The 24,478-nt window shown below is 51.1% G+C and carries 22 protein-coding genes and 2 tRNA genes; 6 read left to right on the top strand and 18 right to left on the bottom strand.

Annotation, left to right across the window (positions count from 1 at the left end; all coding sequences use genetic code 11):
• Positions 1-56 precede the first annotated feature (56 nt).
• The 11 genes from G445_RS0102075 to G445_RS0102025 form a co-directional block, all read right to left on the bottom strand.
• Complete coding sequence (locus G445_RS0102075) at positions 57-842, bottom strand: PIG-L deacetylase family protein (protein ID WP_022865913.1); 786 nt, start codon at positions 840-842, stop codon at positions 57-59.
• Positions 842-2,107, bottom strand: a complete 1,266-nt coding sequence (locus G445_RS0102070) for a glycosyltransferase (protein ID WP_026420872.1) — start codon at positions 2,105-2,107, stop codon at positions 842-844. The genes G445_RS0102075 and G445_RS0102070 overlap by 1 nt, the downstream gene beginning before the upstream one ends.
• Positions 2,108-2,222: 115 nt before the next feature.
• Positions 2,223-2,294 (bottom strand) — tRNA-Arg (locus G445_RS0102065).
• A 91-nt stretch (positions 2,295-2,385) separates the two neighbouring features.
• A complete protein-coding gene (locus tag G445_RS0102060) occupies positions 2,386-3,276 on the bottom strand; it encodes a universal stress protein (RefSeq protein ID WP_022865911.1) in 891 nt (296 codons plus the stop codon).
• Between the two features lie 31 nt (positions 3,277-3,307).
• Complete coding sequence (locus tag G445_RS12100; RefSeq protein WP_146002310.1) at positions 3,308-3,502, bottom strand: hypothetical protein; 195 nt, start codon at positions 3,500-3,502, stop codon at positions 3,308-3,310.
• A 191-nt stretch (positions 3,503-3,693) separates the two neighbouring features.
• Positions 3,694-4,407: a C40 family peptidase gene (locus G445_RS0102055; RefSeq protein WP_022865910.1), complete on the bottom strand. Its 714-nt coding sequence runs from the start codon at positions 4,405-4,407 to the stop codon at positions 3,694-3,696.
• A gap of 421 nt (positions 4,408-4,828) precedes the next feature.
• Complete coding sequence (locus G445_RS09240) at positions 4,829-5,551, bottom strand: metal-dependent transcriptional regulator (protein ID WP_022865909.1); 723 nt, start codon at positions 5,549-5,551, stop codon at positions 4,829-4,831.
• Between the two features lie 279 nt (positions 5,552-5,830).
• Positions 5,831-7,318 (bottom strand): NCS2 family permease, encoded by a 1,488-nt coding sequence (locus G445_RS0102040; protein WP_022865907.1) that lies wholly within the window; start codon positions 7,316-7,318, stop codon positions 5,831-5,833.
• A gap of 203 nt (positions 7,319-7,521) precedes the next feature.
• The gene (manA, locus tag G445_RS0102035) at positions 7,522-8,868 is read right to left on the bottom strand and encodes a mannose-6-phosphate isomerase, class I (RefSeq protein ID WP_022865906.1); all 1,347 of its coding nucleotides are present in this window, start codon (positions 8,866-8,868) and stop codon (positions 7,522-7,524) included.
• A gap of 18 nt (positions 8,869-8,886) precedes the next feature.
• Positions 8,887-9,645, bottom strand: a complete 759-nt coding sequence (locus tag G445_RS10720) for a DUF3027 domain-containing protein (protein WP_022865905.1) — start codon at positions 9,643-9,645, stop codon at positions 8,887-8,889.
• Entirely contained in the window at positions 9,638-10,012 is a 375-nt protein-coding gene (locus G445_RS0102025) for a cold-shock protein (protein WP_022865904.1), read from the bottom strand. Before G445_RS0102025 ends, G445_RS10720 begins: the two co-directional genes overlap by 8 nt.
• 234 nt (positions 10,013-10,246) lie before the next feature.
• On the opposite strand from G445_RS0102025, the gene G445_RS0102020 reads away from it, so the two are divergent.
• The 4 genes from G445_RS0102020 (at position 10,247) to G445_RS09230 (ending at position 16,039) form a co-directional block, all read left to right on the top strand.
• The gene (locus G445_RS0102020) at positions 10,247-12,241 is read left to right on the top strand and encodes a TPM domain-containing protein (RefSeq protein ID WP_022865903.1); all 1,995 of its coding nucleotides are present in this window, start codon (positions 10,247-10,249) and stop codon (positions 12,239-12,241) included.
• Between the two features lie 220 nt (positions 12,242-12,461).
• On the top strand, positions 12,462-13,235 hold the full coding sequence (locus tag G445_RS0102015; protein ID WP_022865902.1) for a PspA/IM30 family protein: 774 nt from the start codon (positions 12,462-12,464) through the stop codon (positions 13,233-13,235).
• A 291-nt stretch (positions 13,236-13,526) separates the two neighbouring features.
• Positions 13,527-14,267, top strand: coding sequence for a response regulator transcription factor (locus tag G445_RS0102010; protein ID WP_169511055.1), 741 nt, complete (start codon positions 13,527-13,529; stop codon positions 14,265-14,267).
• An 11-nt stretch (positions 14,268-14,278) separates the two neighbouring features.
• Positions 14,279-16,039 (top strand): sensor histidine kinase, encoded by a 1,761-nt coding sequence (locus G445_RS09230; RefSeq protein WP_022865900.1) that lies wholly within the window; start codon positions 14,279-14,281, stop codon positions 16,037-16,039.
• A gap of 60 nt (positions 16,040-16,099) precedes the next feature.
• Here G445_RS09230 and G445_RS0102000 read toward each other — a convergent pair whose 3' ends face one another.
• Together G445_RS0102000 and G445_RS0101995 are read right to left on the bottom strand one after the other, a co-directional pair.
• The gene (locus G445_RS0102000) at positions 16,100-16,846 is read right to left on the bottom strand and encodes a lysophospholipid acyltransferase family protein (RefSeq protein ID WP_022865899.1); all 747 of its coding nucleotides are present in this window, start codon (positions 16,844-16,846) and stop codon (positions 16,100-16,102) included.
• Positions 16,843-17,649 carry an SDR family NAD(P)-dependent oxidoreductase gene (locus G445_RS0101995; protein ID WP_245855156.1) on the bottom strand — a complete coding sequence of 269 codons (807 nt, stop codon included), beginning with the start codon at positions 17,647-17,649 and terminating at the stop codon, positions 16,843-16,845. Before G445_RS0101995 ends, G445_RS0102000 begins: the two co-directional genes overlap by 4 nt.
• Positions 17,650-17,850: 201 nt before the next feature.
• Here G445_RS0101995 and G445_RS10715 point away from each other — a divergent pair, with 201 nt between their 5' ends.
• The gene (locus tag G445_RS10715) at positions 17,851-19,071 is read left to right on the top strand and encodes an HD domain-containing protein (protein WP_022865897.1); all 1,221 of its coding nucleotides are present in this window, start codon (positions 17,851-17,853) and stop codon (positions 19,069-19,071) included.
• A gap of 458 nt (positions 19,072-19,529) precedes the next feature.
• On the opposite strand, the gene groL is transcribed toward G445_RS10715, so the two are convergent.
• The 3 genes from groL to G445_RS0101975 form a co-directional block, all read right to left on the bottom strand.
• A complete protein-coding gene (gene groL / locus G445_RS0101985) occupies positions 19,530-21,155 on the bottom strand; it encodes a chaperonin GroEL (RefSeq protein ID WP_022865896.1) in 1,626 nt (541 codons plus the stop codon).
• A 205-nt stretch (positions 21,156-21,360) separates the two neighbouring features.
• Positions 21,361-21,969 carry a LytR C-terminal domain-containing protein gene (locus G445_RS0101980; protein WP_022865895.1) on the bottom strand — a complete coding sequence of 203 codons (609 nt, stop codon included), beginning with the start codon at positions 21,967-21,969 and terminating at the stop codon, positions 21,361-21,363.
• Positions 21,970-22,050: 81 nt separating this feature from the next.
• Positions 22,051-22,326, bottom strand: coding sequence for a DUF3263 domain-containing protein (locus tag G445_RS0101975; RefSeq protein WP_022865894.1), 276 nt, complete (start codon positions 22,324-22,326; stop codon positions 22,051-22,053).
• Between the two features lie 200 nt (positions 22,327-22,526).
• Between G445_RS0101975 and G445_RS0101970 the strand changes: the two genes are divergently transcribed.
• Entirely contained in the window at positions 22,527-23,273 is a 747-nt protein-coding gene (locus G445_RS0101970) for a uracil-DNA glycosylase (RefSeq protein WP_051126989.1), read from the top strand.
• A 176-nt stretch (positions 23,274-23,449) separates the two neighbouring features.
• Here the strand turns inward: G445_RS0101970 and G445_RS0101965 are convergent.
• A tRNA-Thr gene (locus G445_RS0101965) sits at positions 23,450-23,522 on the bottom strand.
• Positions 23,523-23,691: 169 nt separating this feature from the next.
• Positions 23,692-24,459: a DsbA family protein gene (locus G445_RS0101960; protein ID WP_022865892.1), complete on the bottom strand. Its 768-nt coding sequence runs from the start codon at positions 24,457-24,459 to the stop codon at positions 23,692-23,694.
• Positions 24,460-24,478 lie beyond the last annotated feature (19 nt).

Raw genomic sequence — 24,478 nt, 5'->3', positions numbered from 1 at the left:
ACAGATTTATGGAAGAAATGTCTTGATGCACGCCGAAGATGTATCGAATTTCAGCATTAATTTAGCGCCCGGCGTAGCCCCGGAAAAAGTGGCGCCTCTTGGAATTGCCCACCCACATGGCGTATCTGCCAGTAGGGCTTTTCCTCGGCCTCGACAACAGTTAATTGGCTTTCGTAACAGCGAAGCGCCCGATATACCAGTGATGCATACTCGCTTGTATCCACATAGGTAAATCCAGGCAGTTCTTCTTCAGATGCAATCTCAACGAAGGGTAGGCCACTTTCCCTAGCGCACTCCAGGGCAAGCTCATGAGCGCGTTTGTGATCGGGGTGCCCGTACGATCCTGCCGAATCGTAGCCGACAATAACCGTCGGTTTCCATGCGTGAATAACCGTGAGCGCGTCGCGGATTTCTTCATCGAAAGGCGCAACAGAAAAGGCGTGTGGTGAAACGTTTTCAACCGGCCCGGCGACCCCTTGCGAAACCCATCTCATCCCCGAATCGCGGTAGATGCGCTCCCCTGCCCCCAGCCAAAATCCGGCGTCTACACCAAAAATTTTTCTCGCAGCCACGAGTTCTTTTTCTCGATGCACGACGAGATCCTTTTCCGTCGCACCATCGGGCAATATCCCAGGAACCGCTTCCCCTTCTTCACCGCGAGTACATGTTACGACGGCAACTTTATGTCCCCTTTTGCACAGTGCCGCTGTCAGGCCTCCAGCTTGGATTGCTTCGTCGTCGGGGTGGGCGTGGATAAAAAGGGTTCGTGCAAACAGCGGTGAGGAAAGCATGTCTATACCGGTTTCCTCGTTGGTTACGTTACGAACACCGTGATTGCACATTACTTGACGTACTTTCCTTGGCACTGACGATAAATATCAACATATTTTTCCGCAACGGCTTCCCACGTGTGCGCTTGGGCGTGACGCCTGCCAGCCTGGGCGTGCTTGGCGCGCAACTCAGGATCGCGAAGATAGTTCACAATAGCCTGCGCCCACTCTTCAGGATCACGTGTTTCGCACAGAGTTCCCGTCACGCCATTGATAACGGACTCTTTTAATCCGGTTTTATTCCATGCAACGACGGGGACGCCACACGCGGCGGCTTCAAGATTAATAATTCCAAAGGTTTCCGAATAGGAAGGCGTTACCATGACGTCACTGTATGAAATCATGCACGCCAGTTCAGGGCGGGATAGGGATCCAACATAGCGAATATTTTCCGCCACGCCGCACTCATACGCGCGTTTGTGAAGCGATTCCTCGTAACCCGCGAAATCTTGCGATGCTTCCCCGGCGATAATGAGAATAGGGCGTTCTTCAGAAGGTATGCGCGCCAAGGCCTCTATAGCTAAATCAGCGCCTTTCAAAGGCTGTAAACGAGCCGCGAAGAAAATATAGGGGTCTTTGTTTGTTAGCTGAGCGATGCGTGCTTTACCCTCCCGACAATGGGGTTTTCCACAACCAACCGGACGGAACATGTCGGTATCTACGCCGGGATATACAACCGGGATAGGAATTGTTGGATTATAACGACGGGCAATCATGTCGCGTTCTGCCTCGCTTACCGCGAGAATAAGATCCGAATGTGCGGCACAAAAAGATTCGCCCGGGATTCTCATCTCTGATTCGGGTTGCTCTCCCGCCTCTAGATTTTCACCAACCTCTGCGGCGACAGAGTGATACGACTGAATATGTGGCACTTTCGCCTCACGAGCCACAGGGAGAGAGGATTCCCCGGCAAACCAGTGATGTGAATGAATAATATCGACATCATGTCCGTAAGTTTCCCACCAGTTGAAAAATTCTTGCGTAAATGGCTCGATAAGCACATCCGTTTCACTTTTTGCGAAAGGATGGGAAGGGCCTGCGGGAAGAAAATATGCGTTTAGCCCCTTAATTCCATAAACATCGTTCACCACTTCCGGCATATCTGTGGATGTTTTTCGCGAAACGAGAGAGACTTTATGCCCTGAACGGGCAATCTCCTGAGCCGTCGAAGAAACAACCACATTTAATCCGCCGGCATCCGCTGAACCCGGACGCGCCAACGGCGAAGTGTGAAGAACCGTCATGACGATATGAAGTGGTCGATCTGCGGATTTCATACGACTCCGAATCTGCCCGCCTCTAGTGGGCTATTGTTCTTTTTTCTTTATAACGGCACCTACGTGGCGTTCAATTGTATGGCGCACTTTTCTTTGCCATACCTAACATGTCTTGTGCCCCCGAAAGGATTCGAACCTTCGACCTACCGCTTAGGAGGCGGTCGCTCTTCCCCTGAGCTACGAGGGCAACCCTATAAGCATACCGGGAAAGCGCGCGGGAACACAGTTATATACATAATACGTTGGGTGTGCCACTCTACGTGTCCGGTATGTGCGAGTTACCTTGCGGAAGGATCGTCCTTGATGTCCCAGGGAACGTTAGAATCTTTGACGTGAAGTGTTGTTGTTGCTCGCGGAGGTACGACGATAACCGGAGCATGTGTTTCTTTTAAGATTTGTTGGCTAGTTGAACCGAAGAGGAAACCGGTTAGCCCTCCTCGGCCTCTGGTCCCCACGATAACGAGGTCTACCGTCGTAGAAAAATCAGCCATAATATCGCTTGCTGAACCTTCAACCGCGTAGCAGGATACCGAAACTGTTTCGTCCCCTCTCAGGACTTCTTTAACGGTATCTTCGAGTCCTATGCGAATATCTTCGAGGATTTCCTGTGTCATTTGAGCACTGGGGAGAAGCCCGGCAGACATACCCACATTTACCGCGTTTATGGCTGAAACTTTGCCACCCCAACGCCCGGCTATGCGAACGGCAAGATTTAGAGCATATTTAGATTCATCGGAGCCGTCAACGCCTACCACAATGTGTTTGATGGGAATCTTATTGGAGTAGTCCATGGGAACCACGGCGACGGGGCAGAAGGCTTTTGATGTGACTGCGTGGGCGACCGGGCCGAGTTGACCTGCTTTGGGTGTATCCACACCTTTTTGCCCTACGATAATGCGAGCTCCCACTTTTGATTGTTCGAGGAGTACCTGAACCGCGTCCCCTTGAACCGTCTGGGTACTTAACTTCACGTCAAGATCACGTACAGTTTCTATTGCTTCGTCGAGAAGCGTTTGAGCATCTTCACGAAGTGTTTCATCACTGTACGCTGCAACTGCGCGAATGCTTGCTCTTCTGTTAATCGCCACATGACATGCCCACCGCAATGCAACATGAGATTCTGGTGATCCGTCGATGCCGACGATGACAATATTTTCGTGTTGATACATAACAACCCTTTCGAGTCACGTAAGAATAGTTTTATCTTACGACAACTAGGTGTAAAAAACTCAAAACTTTTGCTTCGACCCTCATGCCGTCCAGCAAAATTGCAGGAGGTAGAACACTTTCCTCTTGCGGAATACCACGATAGTGGTAGTGAGCCTCAACATGAATGTCGGCAATCTTGTAAGGCGCGATGGTTTTTGTACCGATGATGGTAGGGATTCTCAACATGCATGCAGGAACGAATAAGGCGCGAGAGGAAAATATTATCCTGGCGTCAAAATCGTAAGGAACCCTGCGTTCACCGTGGCAGTGAATCTAGTATGAATGTCCTCAAACCATGAAACGTGCATGCCGAGCCGGCGATGAGCCAACATAAAAATACTGCCGGCTTTATACCGGCAGTATTCACTATCTAAATTTTAGCCAAAGCGAAGGTATGTGGGGTTACCGTAATTCGGACCAAGCTTTGTACCCGCTGCTGGGTTACGAGCAGCCATATGCTGACCCCCACCAACATAAATACCAACGTGACCCGGCCACCACATGACATCTCCAGGCTGAGCTTCCGCGGCGGAAACAACGCGCCCTGCGCTACGAATAGCACCGGAGGTACGAGGAATGTTAATGCCTGCCTGACGGTATACGTAACCGACGAAACCTGAGCAATCCCATCCCGCAGGAGTTGTTCCACCACCACGGTAGCGCGCGCCCTGATAGGACAATGCGATAGCGGCAATGGAGCCATTGGCGGGAGGTGCAAAAGATGTGGGGGCAGGAGCGGAAGCATCATCTGCTCCCTGAGCCTGGCGAGCCTGCGCACGCTGCGTAGCAACCTGATTGGCTTGAGTTGCGGTGGCTTGGGCTTCTACCGGCTTGGCTGACTTAACATCAACCTGTTCAATCTTCCATTCTGTTTTTTCCGTGGCTTCAACCGCTTTTGTTCCACCCAGATCTTCTTTGACTTGCGCTTTAGCGGTTGCCGAGTTCTGCGCAGGAGTGACGGTATCCGCTACCGCTGACGGGATCACGGCGCCTGCAAAGGATCCTGCTGCGAGTGTTGCTACAACAGTCCGGCCTACAGGCGAGGTGAGCATAGTTGTTGTTTGCGCGCTCTTCAATGCGTGACGTCCCAAATTTTCTCCTTGTGTTAAGTTTTCCCAGTACGTGCCCAGCCAACTTTTAAGCCGACCACGCACATGTTTGAACTTGTACCTATATGAGAGTAACCCGTGTTTTTCTCTTTGTCATCCTTAAGTAACACGTGGCACATCGCCCTTTTGACACCGATAAATTCCTTGATTTTTCACACTTTTCCCACGAACACTAATGAAAGTAAATTATTTTACAACCTTCATTTATAACGATTTGAGACGAAATGTATCGCGCCTCTCATCAAAATTTCGCATACTGAAAGACGTGGTTTGGGGAAATTTTAGAGACATCCCAGAGTATTTTCAGATTAATTCGTAGTCTGAATTCTTCCTGAACGTAGGGCTAGGCAGGCGATGCAATGCGCAAAAACGCGGCAAGCAGAATTCTTCCTGCACGTAAAGTTTATGCATCGCTTTGCGTGCGGACAAAAATATGTTGCGTAGCCCAAGGGGTCACGAGAACCTTCTCTCCGCTCTTTGAAATCATTACAACATCGTCGTCGTAATGCGAAATATCCACTTTCACACCGGGGAAAATCTTATTTCGGGCGAAAAGAGTCATGGTGTCCGTATCTGTTTGCAAAGGCTCCCCAAAACGCTCCACAATAACCTGCCCGCCTGACGTGGCCTGCTCTGCCCCCTGAGCATCACGAGACTTAGCCCAAGAACCCAGGGTAACCAACCCCGCTTCCTGCGCGGTGGCTGGTTTAGTTACAACTTCAGAAGGTATTGGGTTCCCGTACGGATCGCTACCCTCATCACCCACAAGATTGACAATGCATTGCTCTAACTCACTGGACATCACATGTTCCCAACGGCAAGCCTCAGGATGCACGTGCTCCCAGGGCATCTTCAGCACGTCCACAAGGAGCCGCTCCGCCAAACGATGCTTGCGCATCACCCTCGTCGCAATTGTGCGCCCTTCAGGAGTTAAAACAAGCCTGCGTTTAGAATCCACATAGAGCAAACCGTCTCGCTCCATCCGCGCAACCGTTTCAGAAACCGTGGGCTTAGACTGCGCGAGCCGCTCAACAAGCCTGGCACGCATGGGCACAACACCCTCTTCTTCTAGCTCAAAAATGGCTTTCAAATACATTTCTTGGGTATCAACTAAATCGTCACTCACGTTAACTCCTTCACGCCCCACGGCTCTTGCGGTGTTTCCCACCGCGCCTCTGTTAAGGTTTCGCCGGCCACACCTTCTATTTTATCGGTAGCGCACATGTAGGGCACATATTATGGACGACGAGTGTCGCCTTCTTCCGCCCACACCTGCCGTCCTAGCCCTGCACCTTATCCACATGAGTAAGGCAAAGCCCTGACGGGAACATAATTGTGGGAGACAAGATTGTCTTGTCTCCCACAATATCGTCGTACATATATATTACGACATGACAAACCAGCCCTAGGAAAGAAGCAACTTCTGAATAGGATCAAGGTAGAAGTACACAACAAACACAACGGCTGTGAACCACATTAGCGGATGAACCTTACGCGCCTTGCCCGCAAACGCCCACATAATAGCGTAGGCAATAAACCCAATACCGATGCCGTCGGTAATGGAGTAGGTAAAGGGCATGAAAGCAACGGTAAGGAACGCCGGGACGCCGACAGAAAGGTCGTGCCAATCAATTTCTGTTACCTGCTGCATCATAAGGAAACCAACAGCAACGAGCGCCGGAGCGGCAGCTTCGCTGGGAACCAGGGATACAACGGGGGCGAAGAAAATGGAGAGAAGGAAAAGAACACCTGTGGTGACGCTGGCAAGGCCGGTGCGCGCACCGTCGGCAACACCTGTCGCTGATTCGACGAATGAGGTGTTCGAGGAAACCCCACCCATACCGCCGAATGTGGCGGCCAAGGAATCAATGGTGAGGATACGCCCGGTGTTGTAGGGCATACCGTGCTCGTCGAGAAGGTCACCTTCGGAACCGACGGCAACCATGGTGCCCATGGTGTCGAAGAAGTCGGCAAGCATGACGGAGAACGCAAGAACGATTGCCGCGAGGAAGCCGAGCTTCTGAATCGGGCCGGTAATGGAGAAAACGCCAAGGGTGCTGAATTCAGGGATCTGCACCGGGCTACCCATAATCGTTGGGCCACCGCTCTTCCAACCGGATACGTTCTTTACCGGGTCAAGCATTCCGGGGTTCGCAACTTTGTCGACGATAATTGCGACGACGGTTGAGACGATAATACCGATGAGAATCGCACCGGGGACTTTGCGGAGCATGCACACTGCGGTAACAACCAAACCGACGAGGAATACCATCATCGGCCAGGAGGCGAAGGATCCGTTAATACCTAGCGAAAGTGGCGTGCCTTTCGACGGGCGCACAACACCGGCGTTAACAAGACCAACCAGAGTGATGAACAGGCCGAGACCCACAGAAATAGCGGTACGCAAGAATCGCGGTACCGCCTTAAAAATTGCTGTTCGTAGGCCGGTTAGCACCAGAAGAAGAATAATTAGGCCTTCAATAACGATAATGCCCATACCGTCTGCCCAGGTCATTCCGGGCATTTTTACGATAACGGCACCAACGATGGTGTTTAAACCGAGGCCGGCAGCCATGGCGAGCGGGAAGTTTGCCACCACGCCGGTAAGGATTGTACATACGGCAGCGACAAGAGCCGTTCCCGCTGCGATTGCCGGAATATTAGGGCCGGCGGTGCCTCCACCGAGGAAAGCTCCCGTCGAATCCGGGCCGGAAAGAATGAGGGGGTTAAGGATAAGAATGTAGGCCATTGCCACGAATGTGACGAGACCGCCTCGAATTTCGCGAACAACGGTGGTTTGGCGCTCATTGATTTTGAAATAATCTTTAAAGACGTTGGACTGTGACGATTGCTGTTCATCTGCTCGGGTATCAGATGTAGTTTTAACGCTCACTCGTACTATCTCCTAAAAATTGGATAAGACCCGTTTATCAGGATCCTATATATTATATTTCGCCATTTTCGGCTCAGAAAATTAAAATCTCAATATGCGGTCAAAAACGGGGGTTAAAAATCTCAAATGTCGAGAAACGGAGATAGGCTGGGCAGTGGCTCGCGTCACTCATATGCTGTAGTTAAAATTTATTACTCCATTCCTTACGGAACAGAAGCAATAATTGCTTTGCCGACACCGCGCATCCGTACCGGGCCTTCGTCGTCGCGAATAAAAACCGCTTTCCCCGTATTTACGGTGCATCTTTCGTTCTGAGTGAAAACGTTAATAGCGCCTTCAAGACATAGGATGATACGCGGACCGCGTGCGCGAATTTTTTCCGCCTTCAAAGCGTCTGTGAGCTTAACTACAGAGAGTTCAAAATCGTCAACGGGGACATAAAACGTGGAGTGCGAAAAGCTCATTTTTTCGGGAGCTACGCGAATCGGAGGCACCGCAGACTGATCCATTACCCGCAACAACTCCGGAACATCTACATGCTTTGAGGTTAACCCCGCACGAAGAACATTATCCGAGGCAGACATAATTTCTACGCCCAGCCCGGAAAGGTAGGCATGAACCGTTCCGGCAGGAATAAACAAGGACTCGCCCGGTCGTAGCCTCACCGGGTTCATTAGTAGCGACGCCACAACGCCCGGATCGTCCGGATAGTCTGCCGCAAGTCTCTCCGCAATATTGTCCGCCCTCACCGACGGCGATTTTTGTGCAAGACGACGCTCCCTACACCTGCCCACAAGCTCAGCAATTTCTTCGCGTCCAGGCCGTGTTTTCTCGCTCAACAAATGTGAAAAAACTGCGGATACGCCGTCGTTGCGCAAAGTTTGAAGTAAATGATTCGTTAGCGGTAAGTCCAGGCCACTCAAAATTTCTTCCACCCGTCGGGTTGTTCGCAACCCCGCAAGCGCCTCAAAACGTGTCAGTGCATAGATGAGTTCAGGTTTGTGATTGGCGTCTTTGTAGTTACGTTCAGGGGCGGTTCGCGCGATTCCCGCCCGGTTCTCGCGCTCGAAACCTGCGCGGGCTTGATCAAGGGAAGGATGGACCTGCAAACTTAAGGGGCGTTCCGGCGCAATAAGTTTGACTAAGTAGGGTAACTGGTTATTGTTGCGTACAGCATGGCGTCCCAGTGCGCCAATGGGATCTTCAGCAATATACTCCTGCAACGTCATGGATGTTTTGCGCACCTGGCCCGCGCTTGTATGAAGCTCACTCGCATCTGCGACAGTTTCCGTCGTTTCTAGAGGAGCCTCGCCAGCACTTCCATTTACATGAACCTCGCCCGCACTTGTGCACGCCCTGCCGGCGGAAAAAATAGGCGAATGGACGAAATGTGCAGTGGTGGCATCCACACAGAGTGCCGAGCCATCGGGATGAGCCCCAAACCACAATTCTGCAACCGGAATTAAGGAGCGTGATTGCCCAAATATAGCGGGAATAGCCGTGTGGCTACCCCACTCATATTCACGAATACATCCCTGCAAACCAATCATTGAACGCAAAAAATCCGTTTATAGATTTACAGTTTTGTAACGACGAGATAGGCACCTCATGCCCATGCTTCGACTACGATTAACCTTCCACATAGAACTGGCTCGCCCGCCCTGCGCAGATGCCTCAAACTCGTGTGCCATACGGACTCTTGCCACTTCGGCAACCCTTTGCGCCCGCAAACGTTGCCCGCGCCCTATAAAGGCCAACCCCTTATCCAACACGAAGGCACGCTGACGAATTTTCTTCTTTCGAGGACGCACATGTTCAGCCCCGCCCACAAAACGAGTAGTCCTGCGGCGCTTACGCCCGCCACGAGCCTTCTTACGTTGCTCCATCTCGGCTTCATGCTCAGCACGTTTTTCTGCCTTCACTTCTTCAATGCGTTCGCGTAAAGGAACCCACCGAGGAGCCAACAAAGCCTGATCTCCTGGAGCCATTCCAACCTCATTAATCGTTGCGTACTCGCAACCCTCAACATGAAGAACACTCACAGCCCAATACCAACCGCGGTAACCGGGATGCAGGCATGTGAAAAGATGCGTCAAAACACCATCTTCATCCTTCACATACCCGGCATATTCGCCAACGAAACGTTCTGGAACATCCTCCTTAACCGCCTCACAAGCGACGTCAACAGTATCCCGAGAGACAAGGATGCCCTCGGCAGTATCTTCGTGAGAAGGACGTAAACGTTTTTCGTCGGGAACCTTTTCTTCCCCATCTTTTACAGCAACAAGAGGTGGCAACGAGGTTTCTTCGGTTTCGGAATTAGGCATCGAAATCATCAGCTAAAGCACGCAAAGCACGGGCAATAAGCTGTCCTCCCTCCGGATATTTTCCACGACGAAGTTGCGTTGAGGCGTGGTCCAGCATCTTAATAAGATCTTCAACAATAAGAACCGTTTCCTCAGGAGAACGACGATTTTTACGCGCTAAAGATTCCACCTGCGGAATAACCTCAACTGATAAAGCGGCCGGCCCGCGGCGAGTTTCCGCAACACCATACTCAACCAGCGTTCCCTTTTTTACCTTAACGCCGGTGGCAAGTGCGGAGGCAGGAAGAAAGACATCAACGCCATCATCACCGCTGATGTACCCAAAACCCTTTTTTTCATCAAAGAATTTAACCTTACCGGTTGCCACTGTAACCCTTTCTAGGAAAAACCGCCGAGCGGTTGCCCAGCGGAAAGACTCCCTATTATACTACCCGACTTCCCGCTTCTTCCACATCATCTGTAAAGATTTTTCACCCGATATCACACCGCTGGGCTATTTAGTTGATTTCATTAGCTTCGAGAACTGTCCACCACCTCCTACAAGTTCCGGTAAAATATTAGATACGGCACATTCGTGATGGAACAGGTAGAAAGTATCTTTATGAGCAACCATTCATTTCGGCAACGTTTTGCACACAAGATTGCGTCCCTTGCTACCACCCTCACCATCACCGCCCTCCTTTCATTCACGCTAACCATCGGCTTTGGCGTATCTATGTTCCACACTGCATCCGCTTACGCAAGCGAACCGGGAAGGTACAGCCAGCCCGTTACCGACGAAGCAGATGTGCTCAGCTACGACCAAATACGAACCCTCGAAAATAAACTTCGCGAGCTACAAAACTACAGCCACAAGCCTCTGCGCATTGTGCTCGTCAAAGATTTTTCGGGAATCTCCGCTGACACGTGGGCCTCGAAAAGCTTTGCGAAAAGCGGGTTTCCTCGCGATACCAGTCTCCTCGCTATAGCGGTTGAATCCCGCCAGGTCTCCTTCGCCTTCGGAAAAGAGAGCTACACCAAACAGGAATTCAACGACGCCCTCGACGCCGGCGCTTTGGACGAATTCGCACAGGGCAATTTCATGCAGGGTTGCGAAACATTTATCGATGAAGTCTCCGAAAGCCATCGTTTCTTCGATACCGTGCTCGGCCTGATTATTATTGGGGGCGGTGTCGGATATTATCTGTATCGTCGTCGTAAAAAGACAAAGGCGAAAGCCGAATGCGAAGCATCTCTTGCTCAACTCTCCAAACAGGCCTCCGATGCCCTCGTCAGCGCCGACGACGCCGTGCGTCAGGCAAAACTCGACCTCGATTTCGCCACCGCACAATTCGGAGTGGAAACCACGAAGGGTATGGACGCGGATATTCGCCGCGCCCAGGGCTTCATTTCCGAAGCGTTCACCACGCGCACACAGCTGGACGACGCCAACGATTGGCCGGAGGGCAAGAAGCGCGCAGCGAACGAATTTATCTGGAACTATGCACAGCAAGCGCTGGGGATTGTGGCTACCCAGAGGGAAAAGTTTGACGCCTTGCGAGCCGAGGCATCCAATGCCCGCGAGCGCATTTCGCAACTCAAGGCTCAGGCGCTGGAGATCACAAGCGACCTCCCCATGGCACGCGCCCAGCTGGACACCCTTACCCACACGTATGGGGCGTCCTCGATTGCCACATTGGTGGGGCTTCCGGCTGAAATTGAGAGCCTTATTGATGGTGGCAATAAAGCCTTAGAACAGGCGGACCAACTGATTGCGGAACAAAAGAACAATAAGGCTGTTCCCTTCGTGAATATTGCCGAACATGCCCTTGAACAGGCATCCTCCCGCTATCAGAGCATTATTAACGCTCAGCAGGCGATTATTGACGCCCAGGCTCAGCTCCAGAAACATATTGCCTCCATTTCTTCGGACGTCCAGGATGCGAATCGTATCGGTGGAAGCAATGAAGATGTACGACGGACAAAAGCGCAGGCGCAGAAGTTGATTGCACAGTACTCCGCGCCGAACGTTGACCCCTGGGAGGGTATTCGCGCACTCACGGCTGCGGAAGCAGAGATTGACGCGGCTCTAGCTCCTGCTCGCGACGAGGAAGAAAACCGGAAGCGTGCCCAGCTGGCTATTGACCGGCAACGCAGCCAGGCCATTGAATCTATTCAGCGTGCACAGATTTATATTCAGCAAAACCTTGCGGTTCTTGGACGTGACCCACGAGCGAAAATTGAGGCCGCTGAGGCGAGTTTGAAAGCGGGAGATAACGCGGAAGATGTGAACCTGCAGCTTAATCACTATTCTCAGGCAGACTCTTATGCTCGCGACGCTTTCGACACGGCTGTCAACGAATTCCGTAACGCTCAGGATTTTCACAATAACAACAGTTCCGGTGGCGGAGACTGGGGTGGTTTCATGTCCGGCCTCATTATTGGTGCGGTCAGCTCGAGCTTGGGTCGCGGATCACGTTGGGGTTCTGACAGTTTCTGGGGCGGCTCATCCTGGGGTGGCTCTGGTGGATCATGGGGCGGCTCATCCTGGGGTGGCTCTGGTGGCTCCTCGGGTGGCGGAAGTAGCCTTGGCGGAGGCGGTGGTCGTTCCTTCTAAAGTTCAAGATCCTGAATATGCTGGATTCTTGCAGGTGAAGAATGAGGCTTACCCCTTTACGCCTTGATTATTCAGCGCAGAACTCAAAAACTCGCACCTCAGCTTATGCCCACAATAAGATTGGTGACATAGCCGTCGTCGATAATACATAATGAGATGAAAACGCTCGTTTTTTCGCAACCCAAGGCTTCCATCCAGGTGGCACACAGAAAGGTATAACATGGCCGAAAAACAAACAATCCTCGGACGTATTACTCAGCTTGCCAAGGCAAATATTAATGCGCTCCTTGATCGGGCTGAAGATCCGCAGAAAATGCTCGATCAGATGGTTCGTGATTACACAAATTCAATTGCGGAAGCCCAAGATGCGGTTGCGGTAACCATCGGCAACCTTCGCTTGGCACAAAACGATTACAACGAAGATGTTGCCACCGCTAAAGAATGGGGCGCGAAAGCCCTTGCTTCCTCACAAAAGGCAGATCAGTTGCGTGCTAGTGGCGACGAAGCTGGGGCGAATAAATGGGATGGTCTGGCTAAGGTCGCCCTGGGTAAGCAACTCCAGTATGAGCGCGAAGCTAAGCAGGCAGAGCCTTTGATTACCTCACAGGAACAGGTTGTCGAACAGCTCAAATCAGGCCTGGTTGCCATGAAGGACCGTTTAGCTGACCTTAAGACCCGCCGCGACAACCTTATTGCACGCCAGAAAACTGCACAGGCTCAGGAGAAAGTTCAAGACGCAATCTCCTCCATTAACATTCTTGACCCAACGAGCGAACTTGCTCGATTTGAGGACAAGATTCGTCACCAGGAAGCCATTACGCAGGGCAAAATGGAAGTTGCAGGGCTTTCTCTTGAAAACCAGTTTGCGGAACTTGAAACGAGCGGAGATAACCTGGAAGTTGAAATGCGCCTCGCAGCGTTGAAAGGTGGGAATTCTCAGAAGGATGAAGAACCACAAAAAACAATTGAAGGCCAGGATTTCACAACATACTAGGCGATAATTTTTGAGAGGCGTCACTGAAATGCATTCGGTGGCGCCCTTCAATATTGCAATATGCGGTTACACCCCTCAATATTGCAACGCCAACCAAGCGCACCACCAGATTGCAACAGCACCCCAGCACCCCTCAACAATGCAAGAAATCTCCACAACATCCTCCTAAAAATACACGAAACTATCCGGCCCCCTTTTGACACTTAACCCCTTTAAGCATCCCGTGCTGTATTATCGTTTCCAAGAAACTTTCAGAAAACTTCCAGATAAAAAGGTTTGGATATACTCATGATGCAAAAATCTTCAACACCCGAAGCGACAATTCTTGTTGTCGATGATGAACCGTCAATCCGCGAACTTCTTTCTGCCTCACTTCAGTTTGCAGGATTTGAAGTCCTTACGGCAGCAGATGGTAAAGAAGCTCTCGCTCACCAGCAGAATCAACGCATTGACCTCGCAGTTCTGGATATTATGATGCCTGAACTCGACGGATTTGAAGTACTCCGCCGCCTACGTGAACGCAATAGCGAACTTCCCGTCCTCTTCCTCACCGCCCGCGACGATATTAAAGATAAAGTCCAAGGACTGACCGTCGGAGGGGATGATTACATTACAAAACCGTTCTCCCTTGAAGAAGTCGTTGCACGAATTCGCGCCGTCCTGCGTCGCACCACCCCGGATGAAACAGATACTGGAATTTTACGTTACGCGGATCTGGAGCTCAACGAAGAATCATATGAAGTAACACGTGCTGGACACTCCATTGAACTCTCCCCCACAGAGTTCAAACTCTTGCGTTACCTCATTATTAACGCCGAACGAGTCGTCTCCAAGTCACAAATTCTTGATCATGTATGGGACTACAATTGGCAGGGAGAAATCTCTATCGTCGAATCATATATTTCCTATCTTCGACGCAAAATTGACTCCCCAGAATCCCTCAACATTACCGACCCTGAAAAAGCCAAGGAACTTGTGCCCCTCATACACACACGCCGCGGCATCGGATACGTACTTCGCGCGGGTAAATAACCTTTTTCCGCATGAAACCACCGTTACACGCCAGGGACGATCGCGGGCTACTTGCACGAACCCACTATTCGTCTAAAAACCCCGAATCCGAACGAAAAAAGCACCGTTCGCAGAAAACAACGCACTCGCTGACCTCCAAACTCATCACGGTTTTCGTTATTCTGCTCAGTTCGGCTATTTTCTTCCTCGGGTTTGCCAGCTCGAAACTCCTGAAACAATACTTGACTGCAAATATTGATCAAGAGCTTATGACCCACGCGGAGCCGGCAAAAAAACATGTCCTGGAACTCGTCGGCATTAACGCACCCGATCAAAATGGTGGCTACAATCTTTCTGACTATTTTATTCAACTGAACTACACCCTACCCGGTGTAGACCGCATGAAAGTCTTTGAATCCGTCAGCCCCCAAGTGCTTAAAGAGTACGGGAACCCAACAGGAATCCTTGACGTTGTTTCCGATCTGCCTAACGAGCCCATTACGCTCAAAGGAAGCATTGCGGGCAAAGAATGGCGCGCCCTCGTCGTTCCGGTGAAAAATTACGAAACAGATTACGGAACCACAGGGTACTTTGTGATTGCGAAACCACTGAGCCCTATTGAATACACAATTTCACGGTTGCAGCTTATTTTTACTCTCGCAGGATTGGCGACGGTGTTAGCTGCGGGGCTTTTGGTGACGGGAATGATTTCACGATCTTTGCGTTCCTTGCGCGATATTGAGGAGGCTACACACAAAATTGCTGCGGGGTCCTTGTCCGATCGTGTTCCTCACGGGCATGACCGAGACGAAGTTGGCGTGCTGGCGAATTCTATTAACGCAATGCTCGCGCAAATCGAGCACGCTTTCGAGGAAAAGGAACGTAGCGAGATTCAAATGCGTCAGTTTATTTCCGACGCTTCGCATGAATTACGTACTCCTTTGGCGACGGTGCGCGGGTATGCGGAACTGTACCGTTTGGGTGGCGTTCCCGAAGATCGTGTAATGGATGCGATGGGGCGCGTGGAGTCCGAAGCGAATCGTATGAGCGGGCTTGTTGAGGATTTATTGCAGCTGGCGCGTATTGATGAAGGGCGTCCGCTTGAATGGCAGCGCATCGATTTGACCCAGATTTGCAAAAATGCGCTCATGGACTTCCATGCCCGCTCAGACAAGAGGCCCACTCAGCTGATTGCTCTGGATGGAACCGAATCGCCAGAGCCGGTTATGGCGTTGGCTGATACGGACAAAATAATTCAGGTTGTCTCGAATCTTTTGTCTAATGTTCTGACACATACGCCACCGGGCACGCCGGTTGAGTTGGCTGTTGGTATTGAAAATAACCATCCGGTTATTGAGGTGCGCGATCACGGCCCGGGCATTTCCCCGGAAAGTTCAGAACGCATTTTTGAACGTTTCTATCGTCCAGACAATTCACGTTCACGCGCCTCGGGCGGAGGCGGATTGGGGCTAGCAATTGTTGCAGCAATCATTGGTGCCCACGGAGGGTTCGCCCGAGCCTTACGCACACCCGGTGGTGGTTTAACCATTAAAATGGTTTTCCCTCCCTATCATAACGACGACGAAGGTGCCGCCCCCGCGCAAAAGAGCACCCCGGCTACGCACAAGAAACGTGGAAACAGGGGTGGCTGGAGTTTGTGGAATACAAAAAATACGAAGGCGCCGAAAACCACGAAGGCTTCGAAATCTGCAAAGGGCGAGAAAAACGCGAAGGCTTCGAAATCCGCAAAGGGCGAGAAAAACGCGAAAGGCGAGAAAAACACAGCGGGTTAATCAATGAAGGGGCTAACCGTCTAATCGATAAACGGGTTAATCGACTAATTGACGAAGGAGCTAATCGACAAAGGGGTTGCTTCCGTCGTCATCCACGGGATGTGCGCTTTTTTGCTCCAACATGAGTTTAATAGCGTGGAAAACGCGGTTCATGTATTCGTCGGGCGTTTCATCTTCACGATGATGCATGGGTTGGCCGATAAAAAGGAAAACTTCACCTCGCCATTTAGGGAGCATTTTTCCAACCGGCATAACTTCGTGTCCGCCACTCATCGCAATAGGGACGATAGGGACGTTGAATTTTTGCGCAAGCGCCGCGGCTCCGGCTTTCGGCGTTCCCAGTTCGCCCGTTCGTGAACGCGTTCCCTCAGGGAAAATAAGAATGGGGACGCCTGCACGCAGGAGACGGCCCGTCATTCCTTTAGCTTTACCGCTTTGATGTTCTGCGGCTTCCCCGGCTTTACCTTTTGGTTTGCTACTGCGCTCAATTGGGTATGTGTTGAAAAATAGGGATGTGAGATTTGAGATTCCGCGTTTGCGGTAGAAGTAGTCGGCGGCAGCGCCGGTTGCAAGGCGTTCAGTTAATTTATCGGGAAGGAGGGAAAAGACCATGGGCGCATCAAGGTGCGAGGAATGGTTTGGCACCAAAATAAATGCACCCTCTAGCTGTTCAATATTCTCTTCCCCGAGGACTGTCGGACGTAAAAGTGTTGATATGACAGGCTTGGTGAGCATGCGTCGCACACGATGGCGCCGTTTGGCTTTTCCATCATCCAAATAGGGATCGATGGGTTCGAGTTCGCTCACCTATGACCGCCTTTCGACCCGCTAATTTTACGTCCCACCCAGTTTACCGCGCCACGCGGTGCTTTTTCGGCAAGGAACGCAATAATTTTATATCGAGTTGACGGAACACACCGCGTTTTCCCTTGGAAGGCGGCCTTCAAACCCTCTATCGCAACCGTATCGGGTTCTAGCCAGAGCGCGTCAGGTACGCCGGAACGTTTCCCGGACTTATGGAAACCGGAGCGTACCCATCCTGGCATAACAACGGTTGCCCTCACGCCTGTGCCGTGTAATTCACCCGAAAGGGATTCTGACCACATTCGTATCAGTGCTTTAAAGGAAGCGTATGGCCCGGTGGGAACGAAACTTTGAACACTAGAAATATTAATAATGTGCCCTTTTCCGCGTTTCTTCATCTGCGTAGCTGCCGCGCCACCTATTTTCATGGGCGCTTCAGCCATGACGACGGCAGCTTGGTCAATATCTCGGAAGTCTGTTGTGGCGAGGCTATGGTAGAGACCGGTGCCGGCGTTATTCACAAGAACATCGATAGGGTTATCGTCACTTTTCACACGATCAATCACGGCGTTCACGCCGTCCTCAGTGGTTAAGTCCGCCTGAATGACGTCTACCCTAACTCCGCGTTCGGCAAATTCTTGCGCTGTTTGTTCGAGCTTTGTCTTATTGCGCGCCACAAGGACGAGGCTGTAACCACGTTGTGCAAGCCTGCGTGCAAAAGCTAGTCCGATTCCCGAGGTTCCACCGGTAATAAGCGCCCATCCGTTGGGGGACATTGACGCCGTTTTATCATGGGCAATGTTCACATATATAACCTAGCCGATAACGCAGCAAAATATCGAGTTATCCACACTTTCGTCCCATTCTCGGTTTTACCGGATGCCACCTTCTCCTTCAGGCATGTTAAATCCCACGAACCTTTCTCGTCGAAACAACAAAAAAGACAGGAAAAGCGCCTACACTTAAAATCTATATAGGTTTTCCCATCAGTTGTGTTCCCAAGGAGAATGATGAATATTCCGTCATGGTTACCCGCCTCGTTCAAGCGCGCTGTTATGGGACTCGGGGCAACAGCGCCCCTTGACAGTATCCGCACGCTTTACGAATCAGTGATTCATCGATGGAACGCGCCTGGACGTCTGTACCACGGTTTAACGCATGTCACGACGATGTTAGCAAATGCGGAGAAGTTGCTGAGCGATACATGCAATCCAAACGCCGTGCGCCTTGCGGTGTGGTACCACGGTATTGTTTTCGATACATCTGCGGTGCGAACGTACACGAAACGTGGTGGCGAGGATGAACTGAAATCTGCGCAGACAGCTCAACAAGAGTTGGAGAGTGTTGGGGTTTCCTCCGAAAAAGCGCGTCGTGTTGCAGAGCTTATTTGGGCTTTGCCTTCTTCCGGCTCGGAATCTTTGCGTGGGGAGCCGGGGTCGACGATTTATGGGGTTATGGGCGATGTTGATGTCGATATTTCTTGTCTCAAAGATGCCCACATGTCTATCGTGGCATCTCCTCCGCAGGTGTATCGCAAATATTCGGAGCAAATTCGTAAGGAGTACGCCCATATTCCACTTTTGGCGTTTATGCGTGGCCGGTTGCGGATTATTTCACGTCTGCTCGAACGCAAAAAACTGTTCATAACGCCTCTGGGGCGTAGCTGGGAGCATATGGCTCGCCAAAATTTGCAAGCCGAAGCTGAGGTTTTGGAAAAAAAGATTTCCCAGTGTGAGATGGCTACTGACGCCGGCGCTTCTCCCCTGGAAGAGGAGTCGCATTCATCGTCAAACCGTGCTGAAAAAAAGAGTATTGGTGAAATTCGCGCAGGGCTTTCTTCACGGAAAGGTGTTGATTCACCTGACGATAATATGTCGAGTTTAGAGAACGCTGCGGAGCGCTTAATGGCACGTAAGGATACGACGACGATACCCGCGTTTCCCCGGACTAAAAATGATCGCGAAAAAGTGACGACGGATTTTTTGGCGAAAATTAATGCACGAAACAAGGCTGTTGAGGTGGCGCGAGACGAAGCTCAGGTTGTGGGCGCCCGTGTGGATTCTCCCCTTACAGATAAGGCGCTTGCTGAAGAGTTTCAGGCCAGCCATCAGACGAAAAGCAGAGATTCTTCCGAAGCCAAGCCGGCGACGGGGAGCATTAATCGCGTTATCGACACGTCCTTTGACGATGTTGAACTTCACGGAATGGAAAAAGAACCCGGCATTTAGTTCTCCGCGTGGCAAACTTTCTGCCCGCAAGCGACTGCGCAAGAGCGCGTATCAACACAGGAGATCTCGCGGTGGCAATTGCGCCTGCAAACACCTGCACAAAAGCGCATATCAACACAGACCCCCCTGGCAATGGTGCCTGCAAACACCTGCACAAAAGCTTGTATCAACACAGGAAATCTCGCGGTGGCAATTGTGCCTGCAAACACCACAATCGAGCCAGAAATACGCAAGTGTGGGGTTAAACCATAGGTTTAACCCCACACTTTACTATGTACGCTACACACGAGAACTCGTAGCGAACAGTTGCGATACTTTATGGAACATCGCCAGAGTACTGCAACTATTTCGCGCGAATACTCGCTATCACCACAACCGACCTATTCGATACCGCTCTACCACTTGCCTAGTGTTTTCGGCATCTTTGCGATATTCGGTTAATATTCGCGATTATCGGTTTAGTACATGCCACCCATGCCTGCGCCAGCATCTGCTGCCGGTGCGGTTACGGGTTCTGGCTTGTCTGCCACAACGGCTTCTGTTGTGAGGAAGAGGCCGGCAATGGAGGCTGCGTTCTGGAGTGCAGAGCGTGTTACCTTCACCGGATCCATGACGCCGTTATCCACGAGGTTCACGTATTCGCCTGTTGCTGCGTTGAGGCCTTCGCCCTTCTTGAGGTTGCGAACCTTTTCCACAACAACTCCGCCTTCAAGACCCGCGTTCACAGCAATCTGCTTGAGGGGAGCTTCGATAGCAACGCGGACGATGTTCGCGCCGGTTGCTTCGTCGCCTTCGAGCTTGAGGGTTGCAAAGGCTTCGTCTGCTGCCTGGATGAGGGCGACGCCACCACCGGCGACGATTCCTTCTTCAACAGCGGCCTTTGCGTTGCGAACTGCATCTTCGATGCGGTGCTTGCGTTCCTTCAATTCAACTTCGGTTGCGGCGCCAGCCTTGATAATGGCAACCCCACCGGCAAGTTTCGCCAGGCGTTCCTGGAGCTTTTCCTTGTCGTATTCGGAGGTGGAGTTTTCAATCTGGCTGCGAATCTGGTTAACGCGACCGTCAATTTGATCAGCTTCGCCTGCGCCGTCGACGATCGTTGTGTTTTCCTTGGTGACGACGACCTTACGGGCGCGTCCAAGGAGGGAAAGATCCGTGTTTTCAAGCTTCAAACCGACGGATTCGGAAATTACTTGACCGCCTGTCAAAATTGCCATGTCCTGAAGCATTTCCTTGCGGCGATCGCCGAAACCGGGAGCCTTGACGGCTACGGAGCGGAAGATACCGCGAATCTTGTTGACAACGAGTGTTGCAAGTGCTTCGCCTTCAATATCTTCTGCGACGATAAGGAGAGGCTTATCTGCATGCATGACCTTATCGAGAACAGGCAGGAGTTCCTTCTGGTTGGAAATCTTGGAGTCCACGAAGAGGATGAAAGGATCTTCGAGAACCGCTTCCTGACGTTCTGCGTCTGTGACGAAGTACGGTGAGAGGAAGCCCTTATCGAAGGACATACCTTCGGTCAGTTCGAGTTCAAGTTCAAGCCCGGAAGATTCTTCGACGGTAATAACGCCTTCCTTACCGGCCTTTTCCATTGCTTCCGCAATCGCCTTACCGATGACGGCATCACCGGCAGAAATTGCTGCTGTTGCGGCGATTTCTTCGGTGGTGTCGATTTCTTTAGCGTCAGCAAGAAGGCGTTCGGCAATAGCTTTAACGGCTACGTCAATACCCTTCTTGAGTGCAACCGGGTTAGCGCCGGCGGCAACGTTACGCAAGCCTTCGTTCACGAGTGCCTGTGCAAGAACAGTTGCGGTTGTGGTTCCATCACCTGCAACATCGTCCGTCTTTTTGGCAACTTCTTTAACGAGTTCAGCGCCGATACGCTGGTAGGGATCTTCAAGATCAATTTCCTTGGCGATAGAAACGCCGTCGTTTGTAATGGTGGGTGCGCCCCACTTTTTGTCGAGAACGACGTTACGGCCTTTAGGACCAAGTGTTACCTTAACAGTGTTTGCGAGGAGGTTGAGTCCCTCTTCCATGGAGCGACGTGCTTCCTCATCAAAGGCAATCATCTTTGCCATAAGTTATATTCCTCCGTAGAGACGTGGCCGGCGCCCGCGACGGCAACATAAGAGGAACGACTCGAAAGACCGTTCCCTTTGTTTCACCAGCCTATGGATTTATCACTCGACATACCCGAGTGCTAATCCAATTCTGGCACTCTCACCCCGAGAGTGCAAGGTGGGTTCACGGAGAACTCAGCTTTTGTTCAGATTTTACTTACGCCTATCTTCCGGCAATATCCTGGGCTACCACAACTATAATGCGATCCCCGGAAGCCTCTGCGTTTTTAATCACCTGAGCAATACCGAGTTTGGCGGCAACATCCTTAGCCGTCGCTTCATCCTCGTCGTTTGGATAGAACACTTGCGACTGCGCGGGGCGACGATACTTGTAATTCCCCACACTTGTGGCAGTATATCCAGACCCTTGCAATTTCTCTTGGACCGAACCAGCAACTCCCCTAACAGAGGTCGCATTAAGAATAAGAACCGCGCGGTCAAGTTTTGCCTCAGATGTTGGGGTGGGACTCGGCGTTGGAGTAGGAGTAGGAGTACCAGAAGGTTTAGGCGATTCGCCATCTTTTTTACCCGCGTTTGTTGGCGAGGCCGTGGCACTCGGCGTGCTCTTAGAGGTTTGCGAAGTTGTCTGCGAATTCTTCACATTCATTTGGTTAAACCACACAATGCCGTAGCCTGCCGTCGGCGCTAGGACGATAACCGCAAGCAAGGCAAGCCACCATTTCGTAGCAGACTTGCGCCTCCGGTGGGCGCCATTGTTCTTACGCCCGCGAGCCGCTACATCAAATTCATCTTCTGGGTATGTTTTTGCCACGTCAGTAGTCTATCTTTTTTTAGTTATTTTCTTGTTATACGACGGAACACGGCGTTTCGTCCCCTGATTTTAAGGGTTGCATCAACGCCGTTCGCGCCCACGTTGCTCACACAACGTGCGAATCCGTCGAACAATCTCGGGATATTCTAGTTCAGCGCGGGGATTTTTCACAATATTCATGAGGTGAATGTAATACTGAGTTGGAATCATGCCGAGGGAACGAATTGCGTGCTCTTTCGTCGCAAAAGATTTCCGCCATGTTTCTTCCAGGTTAAGGATTTCTTTATCGAGATCTGAGAGAGGCGCGCCAGCCGCGTTAAGAATCCGTTCCCACGCTTCTGTTTTTTTCTCGCTCATCCCCATCCTTCCCCCATTGCTGTAACGAACATATTTAACAATATTATCAGGGTAAACCTTGGGTGGCCGTTGTCACTTTCCGCCAATGCTCACAACGTACATTTCAGAGCAAATATGAGCGTGCCGTTGCGCTTACCCGCCCGCGTTTAAAACACGCTTTCAGGGCAAATATGGGTGGCCTCTCAGAGTATCCTTGGAACATGACTTCAGGAAACACACACCCTCACGCTCCCCTACCTAGCAATCTTCCGTCGTGGCGAGACGTTATGGCACCCGACTGGGCGCTGGCAATGGAGCCTATAGCGGACCACATTGACGCGATGGAAGAATTTTTATGGCGCGAATATCAGGAAGGGCGAAATTTTTTACCGAAACATTCCAAGATTTTCCGCGCTTTTTCCTATCCGCTTTCCGAGGTGAAGGTGCTTCTTGTTGGACAAGATCCCTACCCGACGCCAGGGAACGCTGTCGGTTTGAGTTTTAGCGTTGCACCAGGGGTTCCAATCCCTCGATCCCTAACGAATATTTATCGCGAACTTCGCGACGATATTGGTGTTATTCCACCACTTTCCGGAGATTTGACCCCGTGGTGCGAACAGGGCGTCATGTTGCTCAACAGAGTGCTGAGTGTGGAACCTAACTCGACTGGAGCCCACCGCGGAAAAGGCTGGGAGAAAGTGACGGATTTTGCAGTGAAGGTGCTTGTCCAGCGCAAGAAACCGCTGGTCGCGATACTATGGGGGCGTCAAGCTCAAGAATTACGTCGACTCCTTGGGGATACGCCGTGCGTGATGAGCGCGCATCCTTCTCCCCTGTCTGCCTCGCGAGGATTTTTCGGGTCGCGTCCATTTTCGAAGGTGAATGAGTTGCTCGTGAATCAGGGCGCCACACCAATTTCATGGGATTTAAGTACGAAAAAACCAGCCACTTGGAACGGAAACAAATAGCTGGCTTTATCTAATCGTTAGATTACACAAATTGGTGGCTTTTTCCTATATTTAACGCGCGTTTCCCCTGATAATAATAGTGTGCGTCTCGTCACACTTCTCAATGCTGGGATTTTGTCCTTAACCCGAAAAGCCCGGTATCTCGTTTTTGTTGAGATACCGGGCTTTGATTTCGGAGCCCCCGACTGGACTCGAACCAGCGACCTGCTGTTTACAAGACAGCTGCTCTACCAACTGAGCTACAGAGGCATAACGTCCACCACATCAATCTTGAGTGAACCTAAACCATTGTGCCAGAAAAAACACTAAAGTCAAAACGACGCAGGTGTGACCTGCGTCGTTTTGACTTTATCCGTCGTGACACCACTAACAAATGCTGAAAACTAGCCAGTTTCCATCGAAGTGATGTGACAAACCTCTACTTCTTCTTCACCGCATCCAGGAGCTTTCCGCCACGCCAGTCGCCGAATTTCTTTCCGTCAACAAACACGGACGGCGCGCCTGTCAAACCATCCTTTTGGAATTTTTCCATAATTTTCTCCAGCTCAGAAGTGTAGCGACCTTCAGATATAGCCTTCATCATGTCCTTGACCTGAGCATCCGTCAACCCGGCATTCAATGCGATTTGCTGAATTTCTGGATCGTCCGGCACCGTAGCTTTCTCTTTATCAAACAAGGCTTTTGTGTGATCGAATGCGGCATCGATAAAATCAAGGGCACGTTCCGGAACGTTTTCTGCCACCCAGTATGTAGCGCTTACCATCTTCGGGGAGAACGGATACTGGCTTTGGATGATCACAGGATGATAAATCAACGTAATCTCGCCTTTACGAGCCATTTCTGAAAGCTGATGACCATTCTCCTTTTCGAGAATATTGCACCAGGAACACAGGTAATCGTAATAAATCGCCACCTCGGGCTTACCCTTGTTCTCTGTACCAGCTTTACCATTTGCCCCAATGGAAATGCCGTAATCGCTACGCACATTCTTTAATGTGCTACTTGCGTTATTGTTTTTACCATGGCCAACGATGTACCAAACCGCCGTGGCAACCAGAACCAGAACAACCGTAACAATTCCGCCCATAATCATACGATTACGTAACGTACGCTTACGCTCTTCTTCCTGAATCCTAGCCGCGGTCTGCCGAGCCCGCTCCTGCACAGACATTTTCTTTTGAGCCATAATTTCCTTCCTGAGCACA

Source organism: Actinotignum urinale DSM 15805 (assembly GCF_000420445.1).
In the GTDB taxonomy this organism is placed as follows: Bacteria; Actinomycetota; Actinomycetes; order Actinomycetales; family Actinomycetaceae; genus Actinotignum; species Actinotignum urinale.
The sequence above is the reverse complement of the archived record's forward strand: the minus strand, read 5'-3'. Positions and strand labels throughout refer to the sequence as shown.

Bases quoted from the DNA above. Each gene is read 5' to 3' on its own strand.
- G445_RS0102060 (WP_022865911.1), bottom strand. From the start codon at position 3,276: ATGTATCAACACGAAAATATTGTCATCGTCGGCATCGACGGATCACCA.
- G445_RS0102015 (WP_022865902.1), top strand. From the start codon at position 12,462: ATGGCCGAAAAACAAACAATCCTCGGACGTATTACTCAGCTTGCCAAG.
- G445_RS0101975 (WP_022865894.1), bottom strand. From the start codon at position 22,326: ATGAGCGAGAAAAAAACAGAAGCGTGGGAACGGATTCTTAACGCGGCT.
- G445_RS0102020 (WP_022865903.1), top strand. From the start codon at position 10,247: ATGAGCAACCATTCATTTCGGCAACGTTTTGCACACAAGATTGCGTCC.
- G445_RS0101970 (WP_051126989.1), top strand. From the start codon at position 22,527: ATGACTTCAGGAAACACACACCCTCACGCTCCCCTACCTAGCAATCTT.
- G445_RS0101960 (WP_022865892.1), bottom strand. From the start codon at position 24,459: ATGGCTCAAAAGAAAATGTCTGTGCAGGAGCGGGCTCGGCAGACCGCG.
- G445_RS09230 (WP_022865900.1), top strand. From the start codon at position 14,279: ATGAAACCACCGTTACACGCCAGGGACGATCGCGGGCTACTTGCACGA.
- groL (WP_022865896.1), bottom strand. From the start codon at position 21,155: ATGGCAAAGATGATTGCCTTTGATGAGGAAGCACGTCGCTCCATGGAA.
- G445_RS12100 (WP_146002310.1), bottom strand. From the start codon at position 3,502: ATGTTGAGAATCCCTACCATCATCGGTACAAAAACCATCGCGCCTTAC.
- G445_RS10715 (WP_022865897.1), top strand. From the start codon at position 17,851: ATGATGAATATTCCGTCATGGTTACCCGCCTCGTTCAAGCGCGCTGTT.
- G445_RS0102075 (WP_022865913.1), bottom strand. From the start codon at position 842: ATGTGCAATCACGGTGTTCGTAACGTAACCAACGAGGAAACCGGTATA.
- G445_RS0102070 (WP_026420872.1), bottom strand. From the start codon at position 2,107: ATGAAATCCGCAGATCGACCACTTCATATCGTCATGACGGTTCTTCAC.
- G445_RS10720 (WP_022865905.1), bottom strand. From the start codon at position 9,645: ATGCCTAATTCCGAAACCGAAGAAACCTCGTTGCCACCTCTTGTTGCT.
- manA (WP_022865906.1), bottom strand. From the start codon at position 8,868: ATGATTGGTTTGCAGGGATGTATTCGTGAATATGAGTGGGGTAGCCAC.
- G445_RS0102010 (WP_169511055.1), top strand. From the start codon at position 13,527: ATGCAAAAATCTTCAACACCCGAAGCGACAATTCTTGTTGTCGATGAT.